Here is an 18,662-nt window from a genome sequence, read left to right on the forward strand (position 1 = left end):
GATCACCAGCCACCCACCAGACCCGGTGACAACACCCCCCGGATCATGACTGCGACTGGGGGCGGGAATCATGCCGGGTCTGGCTGGCCAAAGCCCCGATTATCGGGGCGTGAAGATAGTAACGGGGCTGCCGTGGGCAACGCGCTGCGGCATGATCTTTCGGCTCCGTTGCCACGCCCCGAACCACGTTTGCCGTGCCGATCCGCCGGCAACGTGGCGGCTGGTTGGCCTGGGTCGGCCACGCCCATGCATGCGAAGGTCGATTGACACCCCGCCTTGCGCTGATCTCCAGGCGTTTTCACGAAGACCACCCGTCATGTCGAATCGCGGGCCGTCACATCTTGATCAATCGGGTGGAATTTCAGTACCGTAGCAGGCTTGATCGCCGGGCTTCCATCGCGTGTCCTTGGGCAGCCCGGCTTGACATCCCATTGCGCGCCGGTCGATGACGCAGGCGAAGGAGGGTTGAACGTGACGTCGACAGGCGTGGACAAGGTGAGGATCCGTCGTGCCAGCGCACTCGATGCCCCGGCCGTGCTGGGGATCTTCGACGACGTGATTGCGTGGTTCGTCGCCATCGGCAACGACGGGCAATGGGGCCGCGAGCCCTGGTCGACGCAACCCAGGCGGATAGCGCTCGTGACCGAAGCCTGCGCGCTGCCCGACGCGTGGGTGGCCGAGGATCAGGACGGCCGCGTCCTCGGCGCATTGATCCTCGGCGAGTCCATGCCCTACGTGCCGCCGGCGACCGAGCCCGAAATCTATGTGCGCGTGCTGGTTGCGTCGCGCGACGCACGGGCGCGGGGTGTCGGCCGGCGCCTGATGGCCTTCGCGGACGAGCGCGCCCGGGCGGCCGGGGTGGAGCGCTTGCGGGTGGACTGCTATGGCGGCGGGACCGGCGCGCTGGTGCGTTTCTACGAGTCGTGCGGCTATGAGCGAATTTCACCCTTCGACGTGGACGGGTGGCCGGGGCAGTTGTTGGGGCGTCGTTTGTGACCGTGCCTGACCGAAGCCGCGCGGCACGACGGCTTTCGGTCGAGCCCGGGACGGCGTTCAGTCGATCGTTTCACGGCGAGCCGGAAACGGCGGGCTGCCCGACCGGATTCCCGTGGGCCGACGAACCGGGTTGCTCCGGCGCGCCTTCCACACCGTGCGCGACCGGCAGCGCAACCCGCACATAAAGAAACGCACGCCGCTCGCGATCGGGCAGCACCTGCGGTCCGTAACTGATCGTGACCGTGCCGTCGTGAATCTCACCCGCCTGCGCGAAACGCCACGCGCGGGGATCGCTGTCGAGCAGGAATTCGGCGCGCGCATACGCATGCGGTTCAAACAGCGCGGGAATGTCCACCGGGCGTCCGTCGAGCTTGTCGAGCAACGCTTCGACCACGTTGAAGCCATAACCGTCGCGCACGATGTCGCAGATGAAGCTGCCCGCGATGCGCGGATTCAGTTCGATCACGTGCGGCACGCCATCGTGCACGATGCAGTCCAGGTGCACGGGCCCCCAGGTCAGCCCGGCGGCCGCCGTGGCGCGCGACCCGACGTCGATCAGTGCGCGCAGCGTGCCCGCATCGAGGTCGAGTTCCGACGTATAGCCGCGCTCGAGAAAGCCTGCCCCATGCCGTTTCAGCTTGCGCAGCGCGCCGACGTACCGGCCGTCGAAATACTCGACGCAGTATTCGCTGCCGCTCAGGAATTCCTCGATCACGACGCGCTCGGTCGCGAGCGCTTGCGCGTCGGCTTGTCCGGCGGCGAGGGCGTCGAGTTGCGCACGGACCTCGGCGATGTCCTCGCAGCGCCGCACGCCGTCGCTCGCCGAGCCTTCCGACGGCTTGACGACCACCGGGAAACGCAGCGGGTCGGCCGCGGCCGCGAGCGCCGCCGGCGCGGCCAGCGTACCCGTGACGAATTGCGCGGCCGGGATGCCGTGCGCGGCGAGCAGCGCCTTCTGGTTCGACTTCGACACCGCGTGCGTGACGCGGTGCGCATCGGGGCCGGGCAGGCCGAGCGCGTCGGCGACCCACGCGGCGGTGCGCGCATAGGTGTCGTGCGCGGTCGTCACGCGCAGCGTGTCGATCTCGTCCGGATAGCGCGTGCGCAGCCAGCCGACGAGCTGGCCGGCATCGGGTTCGAGGTTGATCGTCTCGACGCCGGTCGGAAAGACGCCGTCGAGACGGTGCCCGGGGGCGGTGATCACGGTCACGGCCGCTTGCCGCGCAAGCGCGCCGCGCACGAGCGCGAGGCTGCTGCCGGTGGCGCGGGCGCCGATCACGATGAGTCGCTTCATGCTGGATCCTTGATCGAAGGCGGAAGAGTGGAACGGCATCGCGTGCCGGCTAGCGTGCACGGCGGCGCAGGCGCTGTGCTTCGAGGCGCGGCAGCAGATGCTGAACGACGCGCGGCAGCGTGTAGATCGGCAACTGCGCGCACGTGAACACGAGCGCCATGGTGGGCGTCGCGGCGAGCCCGAGCGCGGCCCACATCAGGCCGACGTTGCGATTGGCGACGATCAGCGCGACATTGAGCCGCGTGCGGACGTCGCCGGGCGTGAGCCCGTACGCGATCACCTGGAAGCCCGCGTTGACGGCGAACGCGAGTGCGATCGCGGTCAACGCGCGGTGCGGCGCGTCGATGATCGATTGCTGCATGCCCGCCATCGTGCCGAGCGCGAACACCAGCAGCGCGGCGACGACGGTCGCATCGATCGGCGTCGCATAGCGGTCGAGCCGGGAGCCGGCGAAGCGCCGCACGAGCAGCGCGACGCCCTCGGCGCTGCCGATCAGCAGCGCGAGCCGCAACGCGAGCGTCAAAGGCGAAATCGACACGGCCGCATCGTGGCTGAACCAGGCCGTCAGCAGCGGCGCGGTGAGCGGGACGAACACCATCGACGCGAGGGTTGCGACGAGCGCGACGCTCGCGTCGAGCGACAGCATCCGCGCGATCGTCGACGTGCCGCTCGACGGCGGCGCGCAGTACGCGATCACCAGCGCGACAACCCAGTCGTACGGCAATCCGGCGAGCCGTGCGGCGATGCCGAGCGCGACCGGGCACGCGATCATCGTCACGGCGGGCAGCAGCAGCGACACGGCCGGCCGCCGCGCGACCGCGCGCACCGCGCTGGGCTCGACGCGCAGCAGCGTGCCGAGCACGAACAGGAACACGGTGACGGGCATCAGCGGCCGCGCGAGGTCGGCGAGCGGCGGCACCAGCAGCCCGAGGCCGACGCCGCACGCGAGCACGGTCGGGCCGCGCCGCACCAGCGCGGCGATCAGCGTGCGCACGGGCGAGCCTCGGGGCGACGGCGGACGGTCGTGCGACCAGGGCAGGCGGAGAATGGCATGCGGATTCCTCGGAAGCGGGCCGTCGGGCACCGGGTATCCGCAAGGCTAATCCGGATTTTTGGCGAAGTAAAATGATATAAACACGTTCTGTAACAAGAGAAAGTGATATGAACATCCCTCTGCTCGAAACCTTCCGGGCCGTCGTTCAGGAAGGCAGCGCGCTGCGCGCAGCCGAACGGCTCGACTGCACGCAGTCGAACGTCACCGCGCGGCTGCGCCAGCTCGAAGCGTCGCTCGATGCGCCGCTGTTCGACCGGCACGGCAAGCGGCTGGTGCTGAACGACGCCGGGCGCCGGCTGATCCCGTATTGCGATCGTATCCTGCGCCTCGTCGACGAAGCGACGCAGGTGGTGCGCGAAGCACCGGTCGCGCGCAGCTTCCGGCTCGGCTCGATGGAAAGCACGGCGGCCACGCGGCTGCCGGCGCTCGCCGCCGCGTTGAAGGCACGCGACCCGGCGCTCGGGCTCGCGGTGCAGATCGGCAGCGAACCGGATCTGGCCGACGCACTGCTGCGCGGCCGGATCGACGCGGCGCTCACGGCGCGCGCGGTCGTGCGCCCCGGGTTGCGCTACGAGCCGGCGTTCGCCGAAGAGATGGTGCTGGTGAGCGCGGCCACGGCCACGCGGCGGCAGGTGCTGGCCGACAACCCGGTGCGGCTGCTCGCGTTTCACGACGGCTGTCCGTATCGCGCGGTCGCGGAGCACTGGCTGAAGGCACGCGGCATCGCGATCGAGTCAGTGGCGTCGTTCGGCACGTTCGGCGCGATCCTAGGCTGCGTGGCGGCCGGCATGGGCGTCGCGATCCTGCCGAAGCGGATCACGACCGAGCACGTGGCGCGCAAGGAACTGCGGGCGCACGCGTTCGACGATCTCGACAGTGTGACGACCTATCTTGTCACGTCCGAGGAAGCGCCTGAACTGCCCGAACTGGATACATTGCGCGCGGTGCTGGGGCGGCAGGCGGGGGCGCTGCTTGGGCGCTAGCGGAGCGCACCGCGGCACTCCGCACCGCGAGCGCTGCGCCGATCGCGCTACGCCGGCGCAACCGCCCGTTCATCCGCGAAGAATTCAGCCTCGATCTCGCGAATCCGCCGGCAATCCTCCAGCAGCCGCTCGAACGTCGGGCTGTAAAGACCGACCGTGCCGAGCGCCGTCTGCAGGTCGGTCGTCACGCGCAGCGTGTCGCCCACTTTGGCCCATTGCTTGAGCCCGACGAACGACGGCAGCGCCTGGATTGCCTGCCACGTGAAGTCCTGCCGCAGTACGCCGTTGCGCGACGACAGCAGCAGCACGTGCCCGCAGTAACCCCGGAAATCCGTCGACGCGGCGGCGTCGCCGAACAGCCGCTCCGGATGCAGCACCGCTTCAACGGCAGCCGACACGTGATTCTCGCCGCTGACCGCGCTCGTCAGCCGCGGATCGAGGCTGCCGTGCAGCCGCGCGTTCAGCTCGACGATCGTCGGGCCGTCCGCCGTATCGAACAGTTCGAGATGAGTCGGCCCGAAGCGCACGTCCAGCGCGTCGAGCACCGCGGCCGCGTAGTCGAGCAGCGGTGCGTAGCGCGGATCGGCATGATTCAGCACCAGCATTTTGTCGAGCCGCGGCGCATGCGTGCGGTCGCGGTGCACTTCCCACAGGCTGACCACCCGATGGCGGCCTTCGAACGACACCGAATCGACGATGTATTCCTGCCCCTCCGAATAGCTCTGGATCACGATGTCGTCGTTCGGCTGGTTGTACAGCGAACGGGTGGCCAGCACGTCGCGCGCGGCGGCCTCGACCTGGTCGAGCGTCCGGCAGATCTTCACGCCGGTCACGCCCGCGCTGCGCGCCGGCTTCACCACGAGCGGCAGCGTGCCGTACGCGCGCGCCCATTCGAGTGCGGCGTCGACCGACGTGCTGTGGAAGTGGGCCGGGGCACGCAGGCCGGCCTGGCGAATGCGCTCGTTCATCGCGTACTTGTCGCGCCGCGCGGCCGACGTCGCGAGCGGATTGCGCGTCAGCACGTCGAGCCGTTCGGCGAGCGTGTCGGCCAGTTCGAGCGCCGCGTCGAGGCCGTGCAGCACCGCGCCGATCCGCAGGTCGCTCAACTGCGCGAGCGTCGCGTCGACGTCGCCGCGATGCTGGACCTGGCGGATATAGTCGGACGGGACGAACTGGTTCCGGTAGATTTCCGGCAGATCGGGGTCGCTGATCACGTGCGCGCAACGGATGCCGTAGGCGCGGAACGCGGGCGCCAGATAGGCGGCTGTCGACGCGCCGTCGACGATCAGGACGGTATCGATGAAACGATGTGGCATGGATGCCTCGCCGGGCTTGTGGGATCGGTTGAAGAGGGCGCGGGCTCAGGCCCGCGGGCCGCTATCGGGCACATCGCCGGGCCAGCGCGCGGCCAGCACGATGCACAGGGCGACGAGCGCGGCCGCGATCGCGAACCCGCGCGCCGCGCCGGCCACGATCGCCGCGCCCTGGCCCGCGACCAGCGCGCCGAGCGCCGCGACGCCGACCGCTGCGCCCACCTGGCGCGCGGTATTGAGGATCGCCGATGCGGTGGCCGAGCGGCCGGCCTCGACGCTGCCGAGCATCGTCGACGTCAGCGCGGGAATCGCGATGCCGCCACCGATCGCCATCGCCGCGAACCCGGGCGCCAGCAGCGCATACGGCGTGTGCGCGCCGAGCGTCTGCCACAGCCACACGTAGCCCGCGAACGACACGGCGAGGCCGACGATGACGGTCGTGCGGAATCCATGGCGGACCGCGAGACGCGCGCTCGCGATGTTGGCGAGCATGATGATCGTGAGCGGTGCGAGCGCGAGCCCCGACTCGGTCGCGGTGAAGCCGCGCGCGTTCTGGAAATAGAGGCTCAGCGAGAAGATCAGCCCGTAGAACGCGGCATTCGTGACCGCGCCGATCGCGAGCACGCCCGGCACGCGCGCGATCCGGAAGAATGCGAGCTGCAGCATCGGCGCGGCCACGCGCCGCTCGATCGCGACGAACAGCGCGCCGAGCACGACCGACGCGGCCAGCGCACCGGCCGCATACGGATCGCCCACCCCGTGCGCGCCGGCCCGGATGATCCCGCCCGTCAGCAGCGCGAGCACGAGCACCGCGACGATCTGGCCAGCCGGATCGAACAGCCGCGTGCGCGCGGCGGCCGAATTCCGCACATGGCGCAGCGTGAGCCACAGACCACCCGCACAGATCGGCAGATTGATGAAGAAGATCGCACGCCAGCCGAGCGAATCGATCAGCAGGCCGCCGAGCGTCGGCCCGGCCGCGCTGATCGCGCCGCCCGTCGCGCTCCACCACGCGACGGCCCGCACACGGGCGGCGGCATCGTTGGCGCACGCGTGCGTGATGAGCGCGAGCGACGTGGGCAGGATCATCGCGGCGCCCACGCCCTGCGCGACGCGCGCGGCGATCAGCGCGGCCAGCGACGGCGCGAGCGCGCAGCCGAGCGATGCCAGCAGGAACAGCGCGAGGCCGTACGCGAACAGCCGGCGGCTGCCGAAGCGGTCGGCCAGTGTGCCGGACGTCAGCAGCAGCGCGGCGAACGACAGCGTGTACGCATCGACGATCCATTGCAGCCCGTGGACGCTCGATCCGAATGAATGGCCGAGGCTCGGAATCGCGACGTTGACCACGGTCACGTCGAGCTGGACGATCGCGAAGCCGAGGCTCGCGGCCGCGACGGTCGGGAGGATCGCGCGCAGCGACGTGCGGTGCGGCGCCACACCGGCGGTCAGCGTGCGCTCGAGTGCCGGCGCGCGATCGCTCATCGTGTCCTCCGCGCCGCGTGGCGGGTGGGGCGGCACGCAGCCAACGGTGCGTCGCTTCCGAGCGAGCTGCGCAGCAGGTGGAATCGGTTCATCTAACGGGTTTCCGTGGGGCGGAGGAAGGGCGCCGGCTGCCGATCGACGGCCGGCGCATCGTCGAATCCGACAGAAAACTAGCATTGACCCGTTAGCGAATACAAATAATAAGCCGAGATTATTTAACAACCATTCGTGTTAAGCGACGGTGCGAACGACGCGGCCCGCCGCTGCCGCGTTGCTGAACTTATATCGAAAATTTTTGTTTGCAATCGAATTAATATCATTTCGCAATGCAATGACGGTCTCCTAGTCTTGTCGAGCGCCGGGCCCCGAGGACGGCAACGCGCGGCGGTAGTGCCATACCGCTTATCGACCCCCGATCTTTATACGAGAGACCTATGACCTATCTCGCAGATGAACGCATCGTTTTGACGGCAGCGGAATCCAGTCACATCCGGACGACGCTCGGCGCACTGGCGTATGATCCGGCCGGCGGCGCGGGCTACATCAGCGCGGTGCGCAAGCTTGCCTACACCGCGTTTCCCGACCGGGTCGTCGACGCGTTCGATCGCGCGAAGGCGCCGACCGCCGATGCGCACGGCTCGATCGAGATCGACAACCTGCCGATCGACGACGACGTGACGGGCAGCCCGAGGTTCGAGGAAACCGGCCGCTCGTTCAAGGCCGGTGTGTTGAGCGAGAACGTCCTGGTCGCATTGAGCACGCTGGCCGGCGAACCGTATTCGATTGCGCACGAAGGCCGCGAGCTCGTGAACAACCTCACGCCGCACAAGGCGACCGCGCGCGACTATACGGGCCTGGGCTCCGAGGTCGAGCTCGATTTCCATATCGAGAACGCCGCACAGGCGCACATGCCGGAAGGCGATACGTCACCGTTCGCGCTGCTGCTGCTCGGCGTGCGCAGCGAAGCCGGCGGCGGCCCGTACACGCGGCTCGCCGATGCGCGTCGCGCGCTGCAGCTGCTGTCGCCGGACGACATCGCGCAACTCTACGGCGAGCACTACATCATCCGCGTGCCGTACCGGTGGCGCGGGGCGGCGCCGACGCCGCGCGACAACACCGACCTGAGCGCGGTGCTGTCGGGGCCGCTCGATGCGCCGCGCGTGACGGTCGCGTTCTATCCGGACATGGTGCTGGCGGTCAACAAGCGCGCACAGGAGGCGCTGGCCAACCTGTATCGCGCGGTGCGCGAGGTGTCGTTCGGCGTGCAGATTCAACCGGGCAAGCTGGTGCTGATCAACAATCATTTCACGCTGCATTCGCGCGATCGTTTCGATCCGCAATACGACGAGAACGACCGGGCATTCCGCTGGGTGCAGCGCGTGTTCGTCGCGCGCAGCCTGTGGAACTTCCGCGCGTTCACGCCGCTGCAGGCGCGTGTGTTCGATCCGAAGGCGCTGTATGCGGGCGAGTCGCACGCAACGCGCCCGTCGCCGGTCGCCCAGCCGGTGACGCAACGCGCAGCCGCGGTCGAACTCGAAGCGACGCCCGCCTGAGCGGGCCGGGAACGCCAGGCGGCGACGGACGGTGAATATCGTTCGGCCCCGCCCGCGTTCCGCGCACGCGTCATCAAAAAACAAAGGAATCCGGAAGACATGAGAAGAACAACATTTCCCGTTGTGCGCGTCGTTCGCGTGCTGGCCGCCGTCCTGATCGGCGGCAGCGTGGCCGCGCAGGCCGCGACGTTCGACCTGAGCCCCGAGCAGCCCGGCCGGCAGCGCGGCACCGTGAACCCGGCGGTCGAGCAGGCCTTGCCGGCCGGCTTCCGGTTTGCCGAGGCGAACACACTGACGATCGGCATCGCGCCGAACCTGCCGCCGCTCAGCACCTATGCGACCGATGCGCGAACGGTGGTCGGCTTCGATCCCGATCTCGCGCAGCTCGTTGCGGACAGCGTCGGCCGCAAGCTGAAGATCGTGCCGCTTTCCTGGGCCGACTGGCCGCTCGCGCTGCAGTCCGGCAAGGTCGACGCGGTGATCTCGAACGTGACGGTGACCGAGCAGCGCAAGGAGAAATTCGACTTCTCGACCTACCGGAAGGATCAGCTCGGCTTCTACGTGAAGAACGGCAGCCGGATTGCCGCGATCCGCGAGCCGAAAGATGTTGCCGGGCTGCGCGTCGTGACCGATTCGGGCACCAACCAGGAAAAGATCCTGCTCGAGTGGAACCGCCAGAACGTCGCGCGCGGCCTCGCGCCGGTCGAGATCCAGTACTACGCGGATGCGGCCGAGCGCTGGGTCGCGCTGCAGTCGGGGCGCGTCGATACGATCTTCAGCGTGAATTCGATGCTCGCGTACCAGGCGTCGCTGCGCGGCGATGCGAAGCTGATCGGCACCGTGAGCGGCGGCTGGCCGCGCACCGCGGACATCGCGATCACGACGCGCAAGGGCAGCGGCCTCGCCGATCCGCTGACGATCGCGATCAATGCGCTGATCGCGAACGGCAGCTACCGGAAGGTGCTCGGCCGCTGGAGCCTCGACGCCGAAGCGATCGACCGGTCGCAGACCAATCCGCCGGGGCTGCCGCGCACCTGAGTGCGGGAATTGCGGGGGAGGGGCAAGACCGCTTACCGGTAGGTCCACAGCCGGTGCAGCGCGAACGTGGTCGGCGGAACCAGCAGCGCGATCGCGACGATGCTCATCCCGCGGGACCCGTCCAGCGCTTCGGCTGCACGCGCGAGCAGCATCGTTTCGACGAAGCCGGCCAGCGTGACCGCGAGAAAGCGCACCGCGTTGCGCGTGCCCACCGTCGAAGAGAAGCTCCACAACGTATTCGCGAGATACGAGAACGCCGTCGCGCAGAGGAAGGCGATCGCGTTCGCCGTCACCAGCGTCGCATCGAACCGCGCGAACAGCGCCGTTGCGACCAGCGTATGGATCGCGGTCGAGCCGAGCCCGGACACGCCGAAGCGCACGAGCCGCGTGCGCTCGGCATGGAGCAGGCCGATCATGGCCGTCGGTGCGGGTCAGCGTGCGCCGACCCGCGCACGGGTGGGCTGCACGCGCCGGCGGGCGATTTGGCGGCGCGCATCGCGCGCGACCGGGAGTTCGATCACCTTGCCGTGCGCCTGGTAGCGGCGGCGAATCAGGTAGACGGGCCGCTGCTTCGACTCGTCGTAGATCCGCCCGACGTATTCGCCGACGACACCGATCCCGATGAGCTCGATTCCGCCGATGAACAGCGTGACCGAGATCAGCGACGCGTAGCCGAGCACCGGGTTGCCGAACAGCAGCGTGCGGAAGATGATGAACGTGCCGTACAGGAACGCGAGCGCGGCGATGCCGACGCCGATGTAGGTCCAGCTGCGCAGCGGCACGGTGCTGAAGCTGGTGATGCCTTCCAGTGCGAAATTCCACAGCTTCCAGCCGGAGAACTTCGAGTGCCCGGCGCTGCGCGCGTCGCGCTGGTATTCGACGATCACGGTGCGGTAGCCGACCCACGCGAACAGCCCCTTCATGAAGCGATGCCGCTCGGGCAGGTTGCGCAGCGCGTTCACGACCTTGCGGTCCATCAGCCGGAAATCGCCGACGTTCTCAGGCAGTTTCACGTCCGACAGCAGGTTGTGCACGCGATAGTAGATCGCGGCCGACGTGCGTTTCGCGAACGAGTCGCACGCGCGGTTCCTGCGCTTCGCGGCGACGACTTCCGCGCCGTCGCGCCAGTGCTCGATCATCACGGGGATCAGGCTCGGCGGATCCTGCAGGTCGGCGTCGAGCGGGATCACCGCGTCGCCGAGGGCTTCGTCGAGGCCGGCCGTGAGCGCGGCTTCCTTCCCGAAGTTGCGGGTGAGATCGATCACGCGCACGCGCCGCTCGGCGGTGCTGATCCGGATCAGCCGGTCGAGCGTGTCGTCGCGGCTGCCGTCGTTCACGCAGACTATCTCGAAACGGATCGCGTCGATGGACGTCATCAGCGGAATCACGACGTCGAAGAAGTGCTCAACGGCCTCGCCTTCGTTATAGAACGGCACGACCAGCGAGATGAGCGGTGTATAGAGTGGTTCCCGCATGATGATTCCCCTTGTGATGTCGTTTCACCGATGCGTGCCGATGGTCGGTCGGCCGGTGCGGCGCATTCCGTACGCCGGGCGGTGGTGCGTTCTGGCCTGATGCGTGAAGGCGGTTTCGGTCGAGTTGTCGCGTGCGTCCGGCATCGACGGCACGTCGTGTCGTTCCCGGGCGATCCGGCTGACGAGCAGCCCGAGCGACGCCAGCGTGACGAGCGGCATGAACTGGAACGACAGATGCGGCACGACCGCGAGGCCCGCGAGCGGCATCAGCCACAGCAGCATCAGCCATTCGCGGTCGAAGCGCCGCCAGCCGTGCGTCCACGCATAGCGGGCGTACCACGCGATCACGATGCCGTACCAGGTCAGGTCGTAGTCGTACAGATAGGGGCTGACGAGCAGGCAGGCGCAGGCGAGGGTCGCGGCGCGCAGCGCGTACGAGCAGGCGCCGCGCCATGCATAGATGACGGCGATGGCCGCGGTCGCGATCGACAGCAGCTGAAGGCCGTTCGCGACGATGGCGGGCCAGCCTGCCATCGTGGCGAGCGCGAACACCGACGGCATGCGCACGAGCTTGGCCTGGCCGGAGCCGACGATCGCGTAGACGTTGTCGATCACATGCGCGAACGTGAGCCACGGGCCGAACCCGAACGCGAGGGTCGAGAGCGTGACGCTGCACGCGATCGTCGCGGCCCACGCGGCCAGTGCACGCCATTGACCCGCGCACAGCAGCGCGAGCGGGAACAGCACCGCGAGCTGCGGCTTCATCGTCAGCAAACCGAAGCAGATCCCGGCGTACACGGGGCGGCGGTTCAGCGCGAGCAGGCCGGCACCGGCGAGCAACGCGGTGAAGAGGCTGGTCTGCCCGACGATCACCGTGACGAACGCGCCGGGGAACGCGAGCGCGCACAGCCACGCGGCATCGCGCTGCACGGTCGCGCGGATCGTTGCCGCGAACAGCACATACGTGAGCCCGAGCCACAGCACGAGCGCCAGCGTGTACGGCAGCCAGCCGAGCGGCAGCATGAGCAGCAGCATGGAGGGCGGATAGAGCCACGGCAGCGTGCCGTCCGCGAGATTCATCGCCGGGACAGCGAGCTTCTGGACCGCGAACAGCGCGGGAAAATGCCATGCATCGGCCGCGTGCCCGTGCGCGGCGAGCCACGCCGCGCTCCAGATCGGCGAGAAATCCGGCGACAGCGGTTCCGGTGCACCGTGGTGCGACAGGAACACGCGGATCGAGTAGATGACGACGAACAGCAGTTCCGTCATCAGCACGGCGGCCGCATAGAGGCGCACGCGTTCGCGATTGAGCCAGTGCGGATAGCGGCGCGGGCCCGCGATCGGGAGTTCCGGATGCACATCGGCGGCGGCATGCGCGTGGCGGGCGAACGAAGGCGCTTTCATGACGTGCTCCGTGACGCGAGGGCCGCGCGACGCACGACGACGAGCAGCACCGCGAGCAGCACGAGCGGCCCGATCTGAGGCAGCTTCGTCAACCGGTTGAACAGCTCGAAGACCGGCAGCAGCCACGCGAGCACGAGGATGCCCTGGTCACCGGGCAGCCAGCCTTTGTCGAGGCCATGCGAGATCAGGCAGAAGATCGCGATGCCGAGCCACGTCAGTTCGTAATGCCACAGATAGGGCGTCGTCAGCAGCGTGGCGACCGCCAGCACCGCGCCGCGCAGGCGCATGTCGGGCGTACGGCGCCATACATCGACCGCCGCGGCGATGGCGACCAGTGCGATTGCCGCTTGCGCGACCAGCGCGGCGGCCACCGGTGCACCCGCGAGCCGCAACGCGGCGAACGGCGTCGGCGACGCGAACCAGTACGACGCGAGCATGAAATGCATGTCGCGTACCGTCGACATGGCCTGGCTCAAACCGTGCAGTGCGCCAGGGCCGGCCAGTGCAATCCCGGCCGCCGCGAACAGCGTCGCGCTCAGCGCGGCCGCCGCGAACGTGCGCCATGCCCGCGCCGCGATCAGCACGAACGGGAACACGACGGCGAGTTGCGGCTTGATCGCAAGCAACCCGATCAGCACGCCGGCAACGACCGGGCGCTTGCCCAGCAGATGCAGCGCGAGCGCGGCGAGGCCGGCGGTCAGGACGCTGTTCTGGCCGAACATCACGGACACGCACACGCCCGAATACGCGACCACGACGAGCATGGCGGCGCGCGGGTGGGGAAGATGCGCGCGCAATCCCGACAACCGCGAGACTGCGAACGCGTAGCATAAAAGACTGCCCGCCAAAAAGAGGAAATACGCGGGCAGGAAAGGCACAAGGGCAAGCGGCGCGATGAACAGCAACATCGTCGGCGGATAGAGCCAGGGAAGCGGCTGGTGCTGCAGAGACGCACCGAAGTGCGCGAACTCGGCCTGCTTGAATAACGAAATGTCGTAGGCCGATGCGGCGTGGCCTTGCAACACGAGATGCGATGCGGTCCAGAAGACCGAGAAGTCGGTGCCGGGGCGGACCGTGGCGGACGACGTGAAGCCGTCGGTCACGATGCCCCACACGATCATCAAAGCGGCGAAGAGCATCAGCATGATGCAGCTGTACGGAATGATCCGATCGGCTGTCAGCCATTGGATGCGGCGTATTGCACGCCCGCGCAATTCACGGTTGGCTGTGTACATGATTCCCCGTCTGTCGTGAAGGCTGCGTGGTCTTTCACAGCCGTTTTCATGTTGTCGTGCCTACGGATCGAATCGCGCCGAAATCGCGTTGTCCGGTGAATTCATTGTTGGAGAAAAAATCGCGCGACGCAAACCGCGTACGGACGGCGGGTATTTAAATTGTTCAGCGATGCGCGTGAAAACCGCGTTTTCACGTATGAGAAAACGGCGCGGCCGGATTTCATGTATCCGGCTTGAAACATTCCGCGTTTTTTACCGGGTTAGCGTGCCGCCGATACCACGGCGCGCGAGCGGTCTGACGCGTTCGGGAAAGTCCCGAGAAAAAATTTGGACCCTTGGTGCAGCGCGGCGACAGGCGTTCAGGCGTGCAACGCTTGCGTGGGCGGATATATCAATTTTGAAACATTTCGCGCATCGGGCCTCGGGCCGGGGAGGACGGGCATCGCTGGAACGCTTGATGCGCCTGGATTTCGTTCGGGATGGCCTGCTCTTTGCGTAAGCGTTGGCACGGCAGTCGACGAGGTGACGACCGGGCGGTTTCGGCAAAGAACGGACGGAACCCGCTTCGGAATCACCTGCGGAAAGGAGGGCCGGAGCGCGACGGGGAACACGCAGCTCTAGGTCGATCAAGCGAGCAAGACTACGTCGAATGACCCATGAGACCCGGTAGCGTCAGGGCAATAAGAAATTGGCATGGCAGCATATGGGGAATAAAAATGAAAGACCACAGCATATTGCGGATCGCAAACCGCGTTAAAGACACATTGCGGATTTTCCGGGAGTTTGTCTCCCGTTCAACAGGATTCCACGCGTCGAACGGCAGTCGTGCCGTTCCGGTCGATCGGATCGTCCGGTTCATCCGGCCGGTCGCACCGTACACGCCTCTCTCGCTCACTGCCTCACTGATACCCGTTCGCACGGACCGGGGTGACTATCCCCGCTCGCGCAGCTGAGCGACGCGTTCCGATTTTTCGAGTAGTGCCGGTGGTGCCCACCCCCGACGTCCTGACAGACGAAGGGTATTTCATAGCAGTCCGAAAGGAGAGTGCTCATGTCAAGAATCATCGAGAAGATCGCCTGGCTCGTCGAGGATCAGGGCGGCGTGACGGCCATTGAATATGGCCTGATCGCCGCGCTGATCGCGATCGGCATCGTCGCCGCGTTGACGACCGTCGGTACCGATCTGAAGACCGTATTCAACACGGTCGCCGACGATCTGGATTCGATAGTAGCTGCGATTTGATGGACGGTGCGGCGAACGGCTCGTCCGATTCGTTCGTTGGCACCACACGGCATTAACAACATGCCTCGACGTATCGATGCCGGATCAATCGATCCTGCCGGCCCGCGAGGGATCTGAAAGTGATTACGCAAGGAGATCATCATGTCCAAGTTCATTCAACAAGCCAGCCGTTTCATCCGCGATGAAGACGGTGTGACGGCCATCGAATACGGCCTGATCGCCGCACTGATCGCCATCGGCATCATTGGCGCCCTGACGACGGTCGGCAAGGACCTCAAGACCGTGTTCGCCACGATCGCGGACGACCTGGATTCGGCGGTCGCAGCCATCTGATGGATCGTGCCGCGGACGGCTCTGCCGGTGCAGCGCTCGAGCCGTCCCCGGTCATCTGATCAACCCGGAACCGGAGACCATCATGCAAGCCAGGATGCGCGTCGTACGTCGCTGGATCAGCGACGAGCAGGGTGTGACGTCGACCGAATATGCGTTGCTCGGCGCGATGTTCGCGGTTGCGGTGCTGGGCAGCGTCGTCACGCTGAAAGGCTCGCTTGCCGATACGTACGAGGTGATCGCTTCAGCCGTGACGGCCGCCGTGGTCACCGCGCTGGCAATGGTCTCCTGATCCGCCGACTCCACCGATTCCACCGGTTCCACCGATTCGACTGCGAGGTTCGCCATGCTCCCCGTTGCGCCGCCTTACCCGGTTCCGTTGTGCGTGACGCTGCTCGCCGTCGCCGCGGCCAGCACGGACATCGCGACCCGTCGCATTCCGAACCGTCTCGTCCTGCTCGGCCTGGCCGGAGCGCTGGTTGCCCAGTGCCTGTTGCACGGTGTCGTGGCAGGTGCACTCGGCTGGCTCGCCGGCGCCGCGACCGGCTTCGGCATGCTGCTGCCGTTCTACCTGTTGCGCGGCATGGCGGCCGGCGACGTGAAGCTGATGCTCGCGATCGGCGCCTGGGTCGGCGCGGAAATGACGTTTTACATTGTGCTGGCCACCTTCCTGGCCGGCGGGATCGGCGCCATCGCCGTCGCGCTGCTGCGCGGGCGGATGCGCCAGATGTGGGCGAACGTGCACGCGTTGATCGCGTTGCGCTCGCGAGGCGCGAGCGCCGAGGCCGCCGGCGGCCCCGTCGAAATCGCATCGGTCGGCACGCTGCCGTACGGCGTGGCGATCGCGGCCGGCACGCTGGGCATGCTGTTCGCGTCGTGCGCATAGCGCGACGCATCCGCAACGAGGACGGAACGATCATGAACACGAATTACACCGAACCGAGACGCGACGCACAGGTGGCACGCCTGCCCGATCCGTTGCCGTCGCGGGAAGTGCATACGAAGCTGGGCGCGCAGTTGCCCGCGGCGCCGCGCTCGCTCGAGGAAACCGGGTTGAGCCTGACGTTCGTTGCCGGCCTCGTGCTGAAGTCGACACTGGTGCTCGGCCGCCCATCATACGGCGACCTGGTCGAACGGCACTGCCTGTCGCTCGCGGTGCTCGACGACGTCTTCGCATTCCTGGTGCGTGAGCACCTCGTCGAACTCACCCATCGCGGTGCGACCGATCTGGACGTGACGTTCCGCCTGACCGAGGCGGGCCGGGTGCTCGCACTGGAAGAAGGGGCGCGCAGCGGCTACAGCGGTCCCGCGCCGGTGACGCTCGATGCCTATATCGAGTGCCTGAACGCGCATTCGGTACGCAAGCTGAATATCAGCCAGAACGAAGTGTGGGCGGCGTTCGAAGGGATCGTGATCGACACGTCGCTGCTCGATGCGGCGGCTGCCGCGCTGAACGCCGGCCGTCCGCTGCTGATCTACGGCCCGGCCGGCAGCGGCAAGACCTTCCTCGCCGAGCGGCTCGGCTCGCTGATGCGCGGCCGCGTGCCGGTGCCGCACGCGATCTGCGCGGCCGGCGAAGTGATCCAGATCTACGACCCGCTCGTGCACGTCGACGCGGACACGCCGTCCGGCGGCCTGTCGGTCGATCGCCGCTGGCGCCTGTGTCAACGGCCGGTCGTGATGTCGGGCGGCGAACTGACGCTCGACGAGCTCGACCTGCGCCGCGACGAGGCCGCCGGCTTCTACCAGGCGCCGCCGCACATGAAGGCGAACCTGGGCATGTACGTCGTCGACGATCTCGGCCGCCAGCGCGTCGAGCCGCGCGACCTGCTCAATCGCTGGCTGCGCCCGCTCGATCGTGGCGTCGATTTGCTGACGCTCGAATCCGGCAACCGCTTCGTGATGCCGTTCGACGTCTGGCCGGTGTTCTCGAGCAACCTGTCGCCGGAGCAGCTGGGCGACGAGGCATTCCTGCGCCGCCTCGGTTCGAAGCTGCACGTCGGCGCGATGTCGATCGACGACTACCGCCAGGTGTACAACGCGGCCTGCGCATCGCTCGGACTCGTATCGGCGAGCGATGCATTCGACTACCTGCTGCATCGGCTGCACCTGCCGACCGGCAAGGCGTTTCTCGCCTGTTTCCCGGCGGACCTGCTGCGTCTCGTGGCCGCCGGCGCGCGTTACCGCGGCGATCCGCCCGAGGTGACGCACGACGCACTGTACGACGCGTGGGCGAGCTATTTCGGCGCGGCACCCGAACGTGACGGCAGCCATCCGCCGCCCGTCGAGCGCGGTGGCCGTACGTTCATTACCGGTTGAGCCGTTTCTTTCACGATTCGTCGAGGAGCATTGCCATGAAAAACAGTCGAGCGGTCATGATGCTGGTCGTCGCGATGATCGCGGGTCTTGCCGCGGTCGTGTTCGCGTCCCACTGGCTGGTGCAGACATCCACGAGCTCGGTCACGCCGGTCGCGGTGGCCAACACCGACCTGAACCTGGGCGAACCGCTCGGGCCGAACCAGATCCACATGGTCAGCTGGCCGTCGGGCAGCGTGCCCAACGGAGCGTTCACCGATACGAAGGGGCTCGAAGGGCGCGTCGTGCGCACCAGCCTCGCACGCGGCGAGCCGGTGATCGAGTCGAAGCTCGCGCCGGTCGGCACGAAGGGCGGGCTGTCCGCGGTCATCGCCGACGGCAGCCGCGCGATCACGGTGCGCGTGAACGACGTGGTCGGCGTCGCGGGCTTCGCGCTGCCGGGCAACTACGTCGACGTGATCGTCAACACGCAGGAACAACAGGGCAAGACCGACGGGCAGAGCATCTCGAAGATCGTGCTCGAGCACATCCTCGTGCTCGCCGTCGCGCAGCAGGTCAGCCGCGACGACACGGCGCCGAAGGTCGTCAACGCCGTGACGCTGGAAGTCACGCCCGACCAGGCCGAACGGCTCGATCTCGCACGCAGCGTCGGCACGCTGTCGCTCGTGCTGCGCAACCAGGTCGACCAGAAGACGCTGAACACCGACGGGGCGACCAAGCTGACGCTGCTCGGCAAGGAGCCCGCACCCGAAGCGCCCCCGGCACCGGCCCGTGTGAAGACGGTACGCGTGCACGTCGCATCGCACGCGGCGCCGGAGGTACGGCGCGACTGCGTCGGCGTGCTGACGGGCGTGAAGGGCAGCGTCGAGTGTTTCTGAATCAGTTCATTGAAGTCACATAAACGGCCGCCGGCAACGCGCGGTGGCCCTGGAAGTCGATAACCGGC

The 18,662-nt window shown here is 67.5% G+C and carries 18 protein-coding genes; 10 read left to right on the top strand and 8 right to left on the bottom strand.

Translation table 11 applies throughout. From position 1 onward, the window contains the following. Positions 1-471: 471 nt before the first annotated feature. Positions 472-996 (top strand): GNAT family N-acetyltransferase, encoded by a 525-nt coding sequence (locus CFB82_RS35610; RefSeq protein WP_089487152.1) that lies wholly within the window; start codon positions 472-474, stop codon positions 994-996. Positions 997-1,066: 70 nt separating this feature from the next. Here the strand turns inward: CFB82_RS35610 and CFB82_RS35615 are convergent, their stop codons facing one another. Further along, on the bottom strand, positions 1,067-2,290 hold the full coding sequence (locus CFB82_RS35615; RefSeq protein ID WP_089487073.1) for an ATP-grasp domain-containing protein: 1,224 nt from the start codon (positions 2,288-2,290) through the stop codon (positions 1,067-1,069). Positions 2,291-2,339: 49 nt separating this feature from the next. After that, positions 2,340-3,284 (bottom strand): hypothetical protein, encoded by a 945-nt coding sequence (locus CFB82_RS35620; protein ID WP_089487074.1) that lies wholly within the window; start codon positions 3,282-3,284, stop codon positions 2,340-2,342. Between the two features lie 167 nt (positions 3,285-3,451). Between CFB82_RS35620 and CFB82_RS35625 the strand changes: the two genes are divergently transcribed. Further along, on the top strand, positions 3,452-4,327 hold the full coding sequence (locus CFB82_RS35625) for a LysR family transcriptional regulator (RefSeq protein ID WP_089487075.1): 876 nt from the start codon (positions 3,452-3,454) through the stop codon (positions 4,325-4,327). Positions 4,328-4,374: 47 nt separating this feature from the next. Here CFB82_RS35625 and CFB82_RS35630 read toward each other — a convergent pair whose 3' ends face one another. Together CFB82_RS35630 and CFB82_RS35635 are read right to left on the bottom strand one after the other, a co-directional pair. Next, on the bottom strand, positions 4,375-5,643 hold the full coding sequence (locus CFB82_RS35630) for an ATP-grasp domain-containing protein (protein ID WP_089487076.1): 1,269 nt from the start codon (positions 5,641-5,643) through the stop codon (positions 4,375-4,377). A gap of 45 nt (positions 5,644-5,688) precedes the next feature. Beyond that, positions 5,689-7,122, bottom strand: a complete 1,434-nt coding sequence (locus CFB82_RS35635) for an MFS transporter (protein WP_089487077.1) — start codon at positions 7,120-7,122, stop codon at positions 5,689-5,691. 434 nt (positions 7,123-7,556) lie between these two features. On the opposite strand from CFB82_RS35635, the gene CFB82_RS35640 reads away from it, so the two are divergent. Both CFB82_RS35640 and CFB82_RS35645 read left to right on the top strand, forming a co-directional pair. Further along, positions 7,557-8,675, top strand: coding sequence for a TauD/TfdA family dioxygenase (locus tag CFB82_RS35640; protein ID WP_089487078.1), 1,119 nt, complete (start codon positions 7,557-7,559; stop codon positions 8,673-8,675). 99 nt (positions 8,676-8,774) lie between these two features. After that, a complete protein-coding gene (locus CFB82_RS35645) occupies positions 8,775-9,713 on the top strand; it encodes an ABC transporter substrate-binding protein (protein ID WP_089487079.1) in 939 nt (312 codons plus the stop codon). Between the two features lie 32 nt (positions 9,714-9,745). Here CFB82_RS35645 and CFB82_RS35650 read toward each other — a convergent pair whose 3' ends face one another. Genes CFB82_RS35650 through CFB82_RS35665 form a run of 4 tightly spaced genes read right to left on the bottom strand, consistent with a single transcriptional unit; the run spans position 9,746 to position 13,827 of the window. Then, positions 9,746-10,129: a GtrA family protein gene (locus tag CFB82_RS35650; protein ID WP_089448730.1), complete on the bottom strand. Its 384-nt coding sequence runs from the start codon at positions 10,127-10,129 to the stop codon at positions 9,746-9,748. A gap of 15 nt (positions 10,130-10,144) precedes the next feature. Next, positions 10,145-11,188, bottom strand: a complete 1,044-nt coding sequence (locus tag CFB82_RS35655) for a glycosyltransferase family 2 protein (protein WP_089487080.1) — start codon at positions 11,186-11,188, stop codon at positions 10,145-10,147. 24 nt (positions 11,189-11,212) lie between these two features. Continuing rightward, entirely contained in the window at positions 11,213-12,592 is a 1,380-nt protein-coding gene (locus tag CFB82_RS35660) for a glycosyltransferase family 87 protein (protein WP_089487081.1), read from the bottom strand. Further along, positions 12,589-13,827, bottom strand: a complete 1,239-nt coding sequence (locus CFB82_RS35665; protein ID WP_089487082.1) for a glycosyltransferase family 87 protein — start codon at positions 13,825-13,827, stop codon at positions 12,589-12,591. The genes CFB82_RS35660 and CFB82_RS35665 overlap by 4 nt, the downstream gene beginning before the upstream one ends. Positions 13,828-14,878: 1,051 nt before the next feature. Here CFB82_RS35665 and CFB82_RS35670 point away from each other — a divergent pair. From CFB82_RS35670 to cpaB, 6 genes are all read left to right on the top strand, one after another. After that, positions 14,879-15,070 carry a Flp family type IVb pilin gene (locus tag CFB82_RS35670; RefSeq protein ID WP_069249614.1) on the top strand — a complete coding sequence of 64 codons (192 nt, stop codon included), beginning with the start codon at positions 14,879-14,881 and terminating at the stop codon, positions 15,068-15,070. 141 nt (positions 15,071-15,211) lie between these two features. After that, positions 15,212-15,403, top strand: a complete 192-nt coding sequence (locus tag CFB82_RS35675; RefSeq protein ID WP_069249613.1) for a Flp family type IVb pilin — start codon at positions 15,212-15,214, stop codon at positions 15,401-15,403. A gap of 82 nt (positions 15,404-15,485) precedes the next feature. Continuing rightward, positions 15,486-15,692, top strand: coding sequence for a Flp family type IVb pilin (locus CFB82_RS35680; RefSeq protein WP_089487083.1), 207 nt, complete (start codon positions 15,486-15,488; stop codon positions 15,690-15,692). Between the two features lie 54 nt (positions 15,693-15,746). Further along, a complete protein-coding gene (locus CFB82_RS35685; RefSeq protein WP_089487084.1) occupies positions 15,747-16,286 on the top strand; it encodes an A24 family peptidase in 540 nt (179 codons plus the stop codon). Between the two features lie 32 nt (positions 16,287-16,318). Beyond that, entirely contained in the window at positions 16,319-17,719 is a 1,401-nt protein-coding gene (locus CFB82_RS35690; RefSeq protein ID WP_089487085.1) for an ATPase, read from the top strand. Positions 17,720-17,754: 35 nt separating this feature from the next. After that, complete coding sequence (gene cpaB, locus CFB82_RS35695; RefSeq protein ID WP_089487086.1) at positions 17,755-18,594, top strand: Flp pilus assembly protein CpaB; 840 nt, start codon at positions 17,755-17,757, stop codon at positions 18,592-18,594. Positions 18,595-18,662: the final 68 nt, after the last annotated feature.

The organism is Burkholderia sp. HI2714 (genome assembly GCF_002223085.1).
GTDB lineage: Bacteria > Pseudomonadota > Gammaproteobacteria > Burkholderiales > Burkholderiaceae > Burkholderia > Burkholderia lata_D.

Coding starts and splice junctions, on each gene's coding strand:
- CFB82_RS35645 (WP_089487079.1), top strand. CDS start 8,775: ATGAGAAGAACAACATTTCCCGTTGTGCGCGTCGTTCGCGTGCTGGCC.
- CFB82_RS35685 (WP_089487084.1), top strand. CDS start 15,747: ATGCTCCCCGTTGCGCCGCCTTACCCGGTTCCGTTGTGCGTGACGCTG.
- CFB82_RS35655 (WP_089487080.1), bottom strand. CDS start 11,188: ATGCGGGAACCACTCTATACACCGCTCATCTCGCTGGTCGTGCCGTTC.
- CFB82_RS35630 (WP_089487076.1), bottom strand. CDS start 5,643: ATGCCACATCGTTTCATCGATACCGTCCTGATCGTCGACGGCGCGTCG.
- CFB82_RS35635 (WP_089487077.1), bottom strand. CDS start 7,122: ATGAGCGATCGCGCGCCGGCACTCGAGCGCACGCTGACCGCCGGTGTG.
- CFB82_RS35615 (WP_089487073.1), bottom strand. CDS start 2,290: ATGAAGCGACTCATCGTGATCGGCGCCCGCGCCACCGGCAGCAGCCTC.
- CFB82_RS35625 (WP_089487075.1), top strand. CDS start 3,452: ATGAACATCCCTCTGCTCGAAACCTTCCGGGCCGTCGTTCAGGAAGGC.
- CFB82_RS35670 (WP_069249614.1), top strand. CDS start 14,879: ATGTCAAGAATCATCGAGAAGATCGCCTGGCTCGTCGAGGATCAGGGC.
- CFB82_RS35675 (WP_069249613.1), top strand. CDS start 15,212: ATGTCCAAGTTCATTCAACAAGCCAGCCGTTTCATCCGCGATGAAGAC.
- cpaB (WP_089487086.1), top strand. CDS start 17,755: ATGAAAAACAGTCGAGCGGTCATGATGCTGGTCGTCGCGATGATCGCG.
- CFB82_RS35640 (WP_089487078.1), top strand. CDS start 7,557: ATGACCTATCTCGCAGATGAACGCATCGTTTTGACGGCAGCGGAATCC.
- CFB82_RS35650 (WP_089448730.1), bottom strand. CDS start 10,129: ATGATCGGCCTGCTCCATGCCGAGCGCACGCGGCTCGTGCGCTTCGGC.
- CFB82_RS35660 (WP_089487081.1), bottom strand. CDS start 12,592: ATGAAAGCGCCTTCGTTCGCCCGCCACGCGCATGCCGCCGCCGATGTG.
- CFB82_RS35680 (WP_089487083.1), top strand. CDS start 15,486: ATGCAAGCCAGGATGCGCGTCGTACGTCGCTGGATCAGCGACGAGCAG.
- CFB82_RS35665 (WP_089487082.1), bottom strand. CDS start 13,827: ATGTACACAGCCAACCGTGAATTGCGCGGGCGTGCAATACGCCGCATC.
- CFB82_RS35690 (WP_089487085.1), top strand. CDS start 16,319: ATGAACACGAATTACACCGAACCGAGACGCGACGCACAGGTGGCACGC.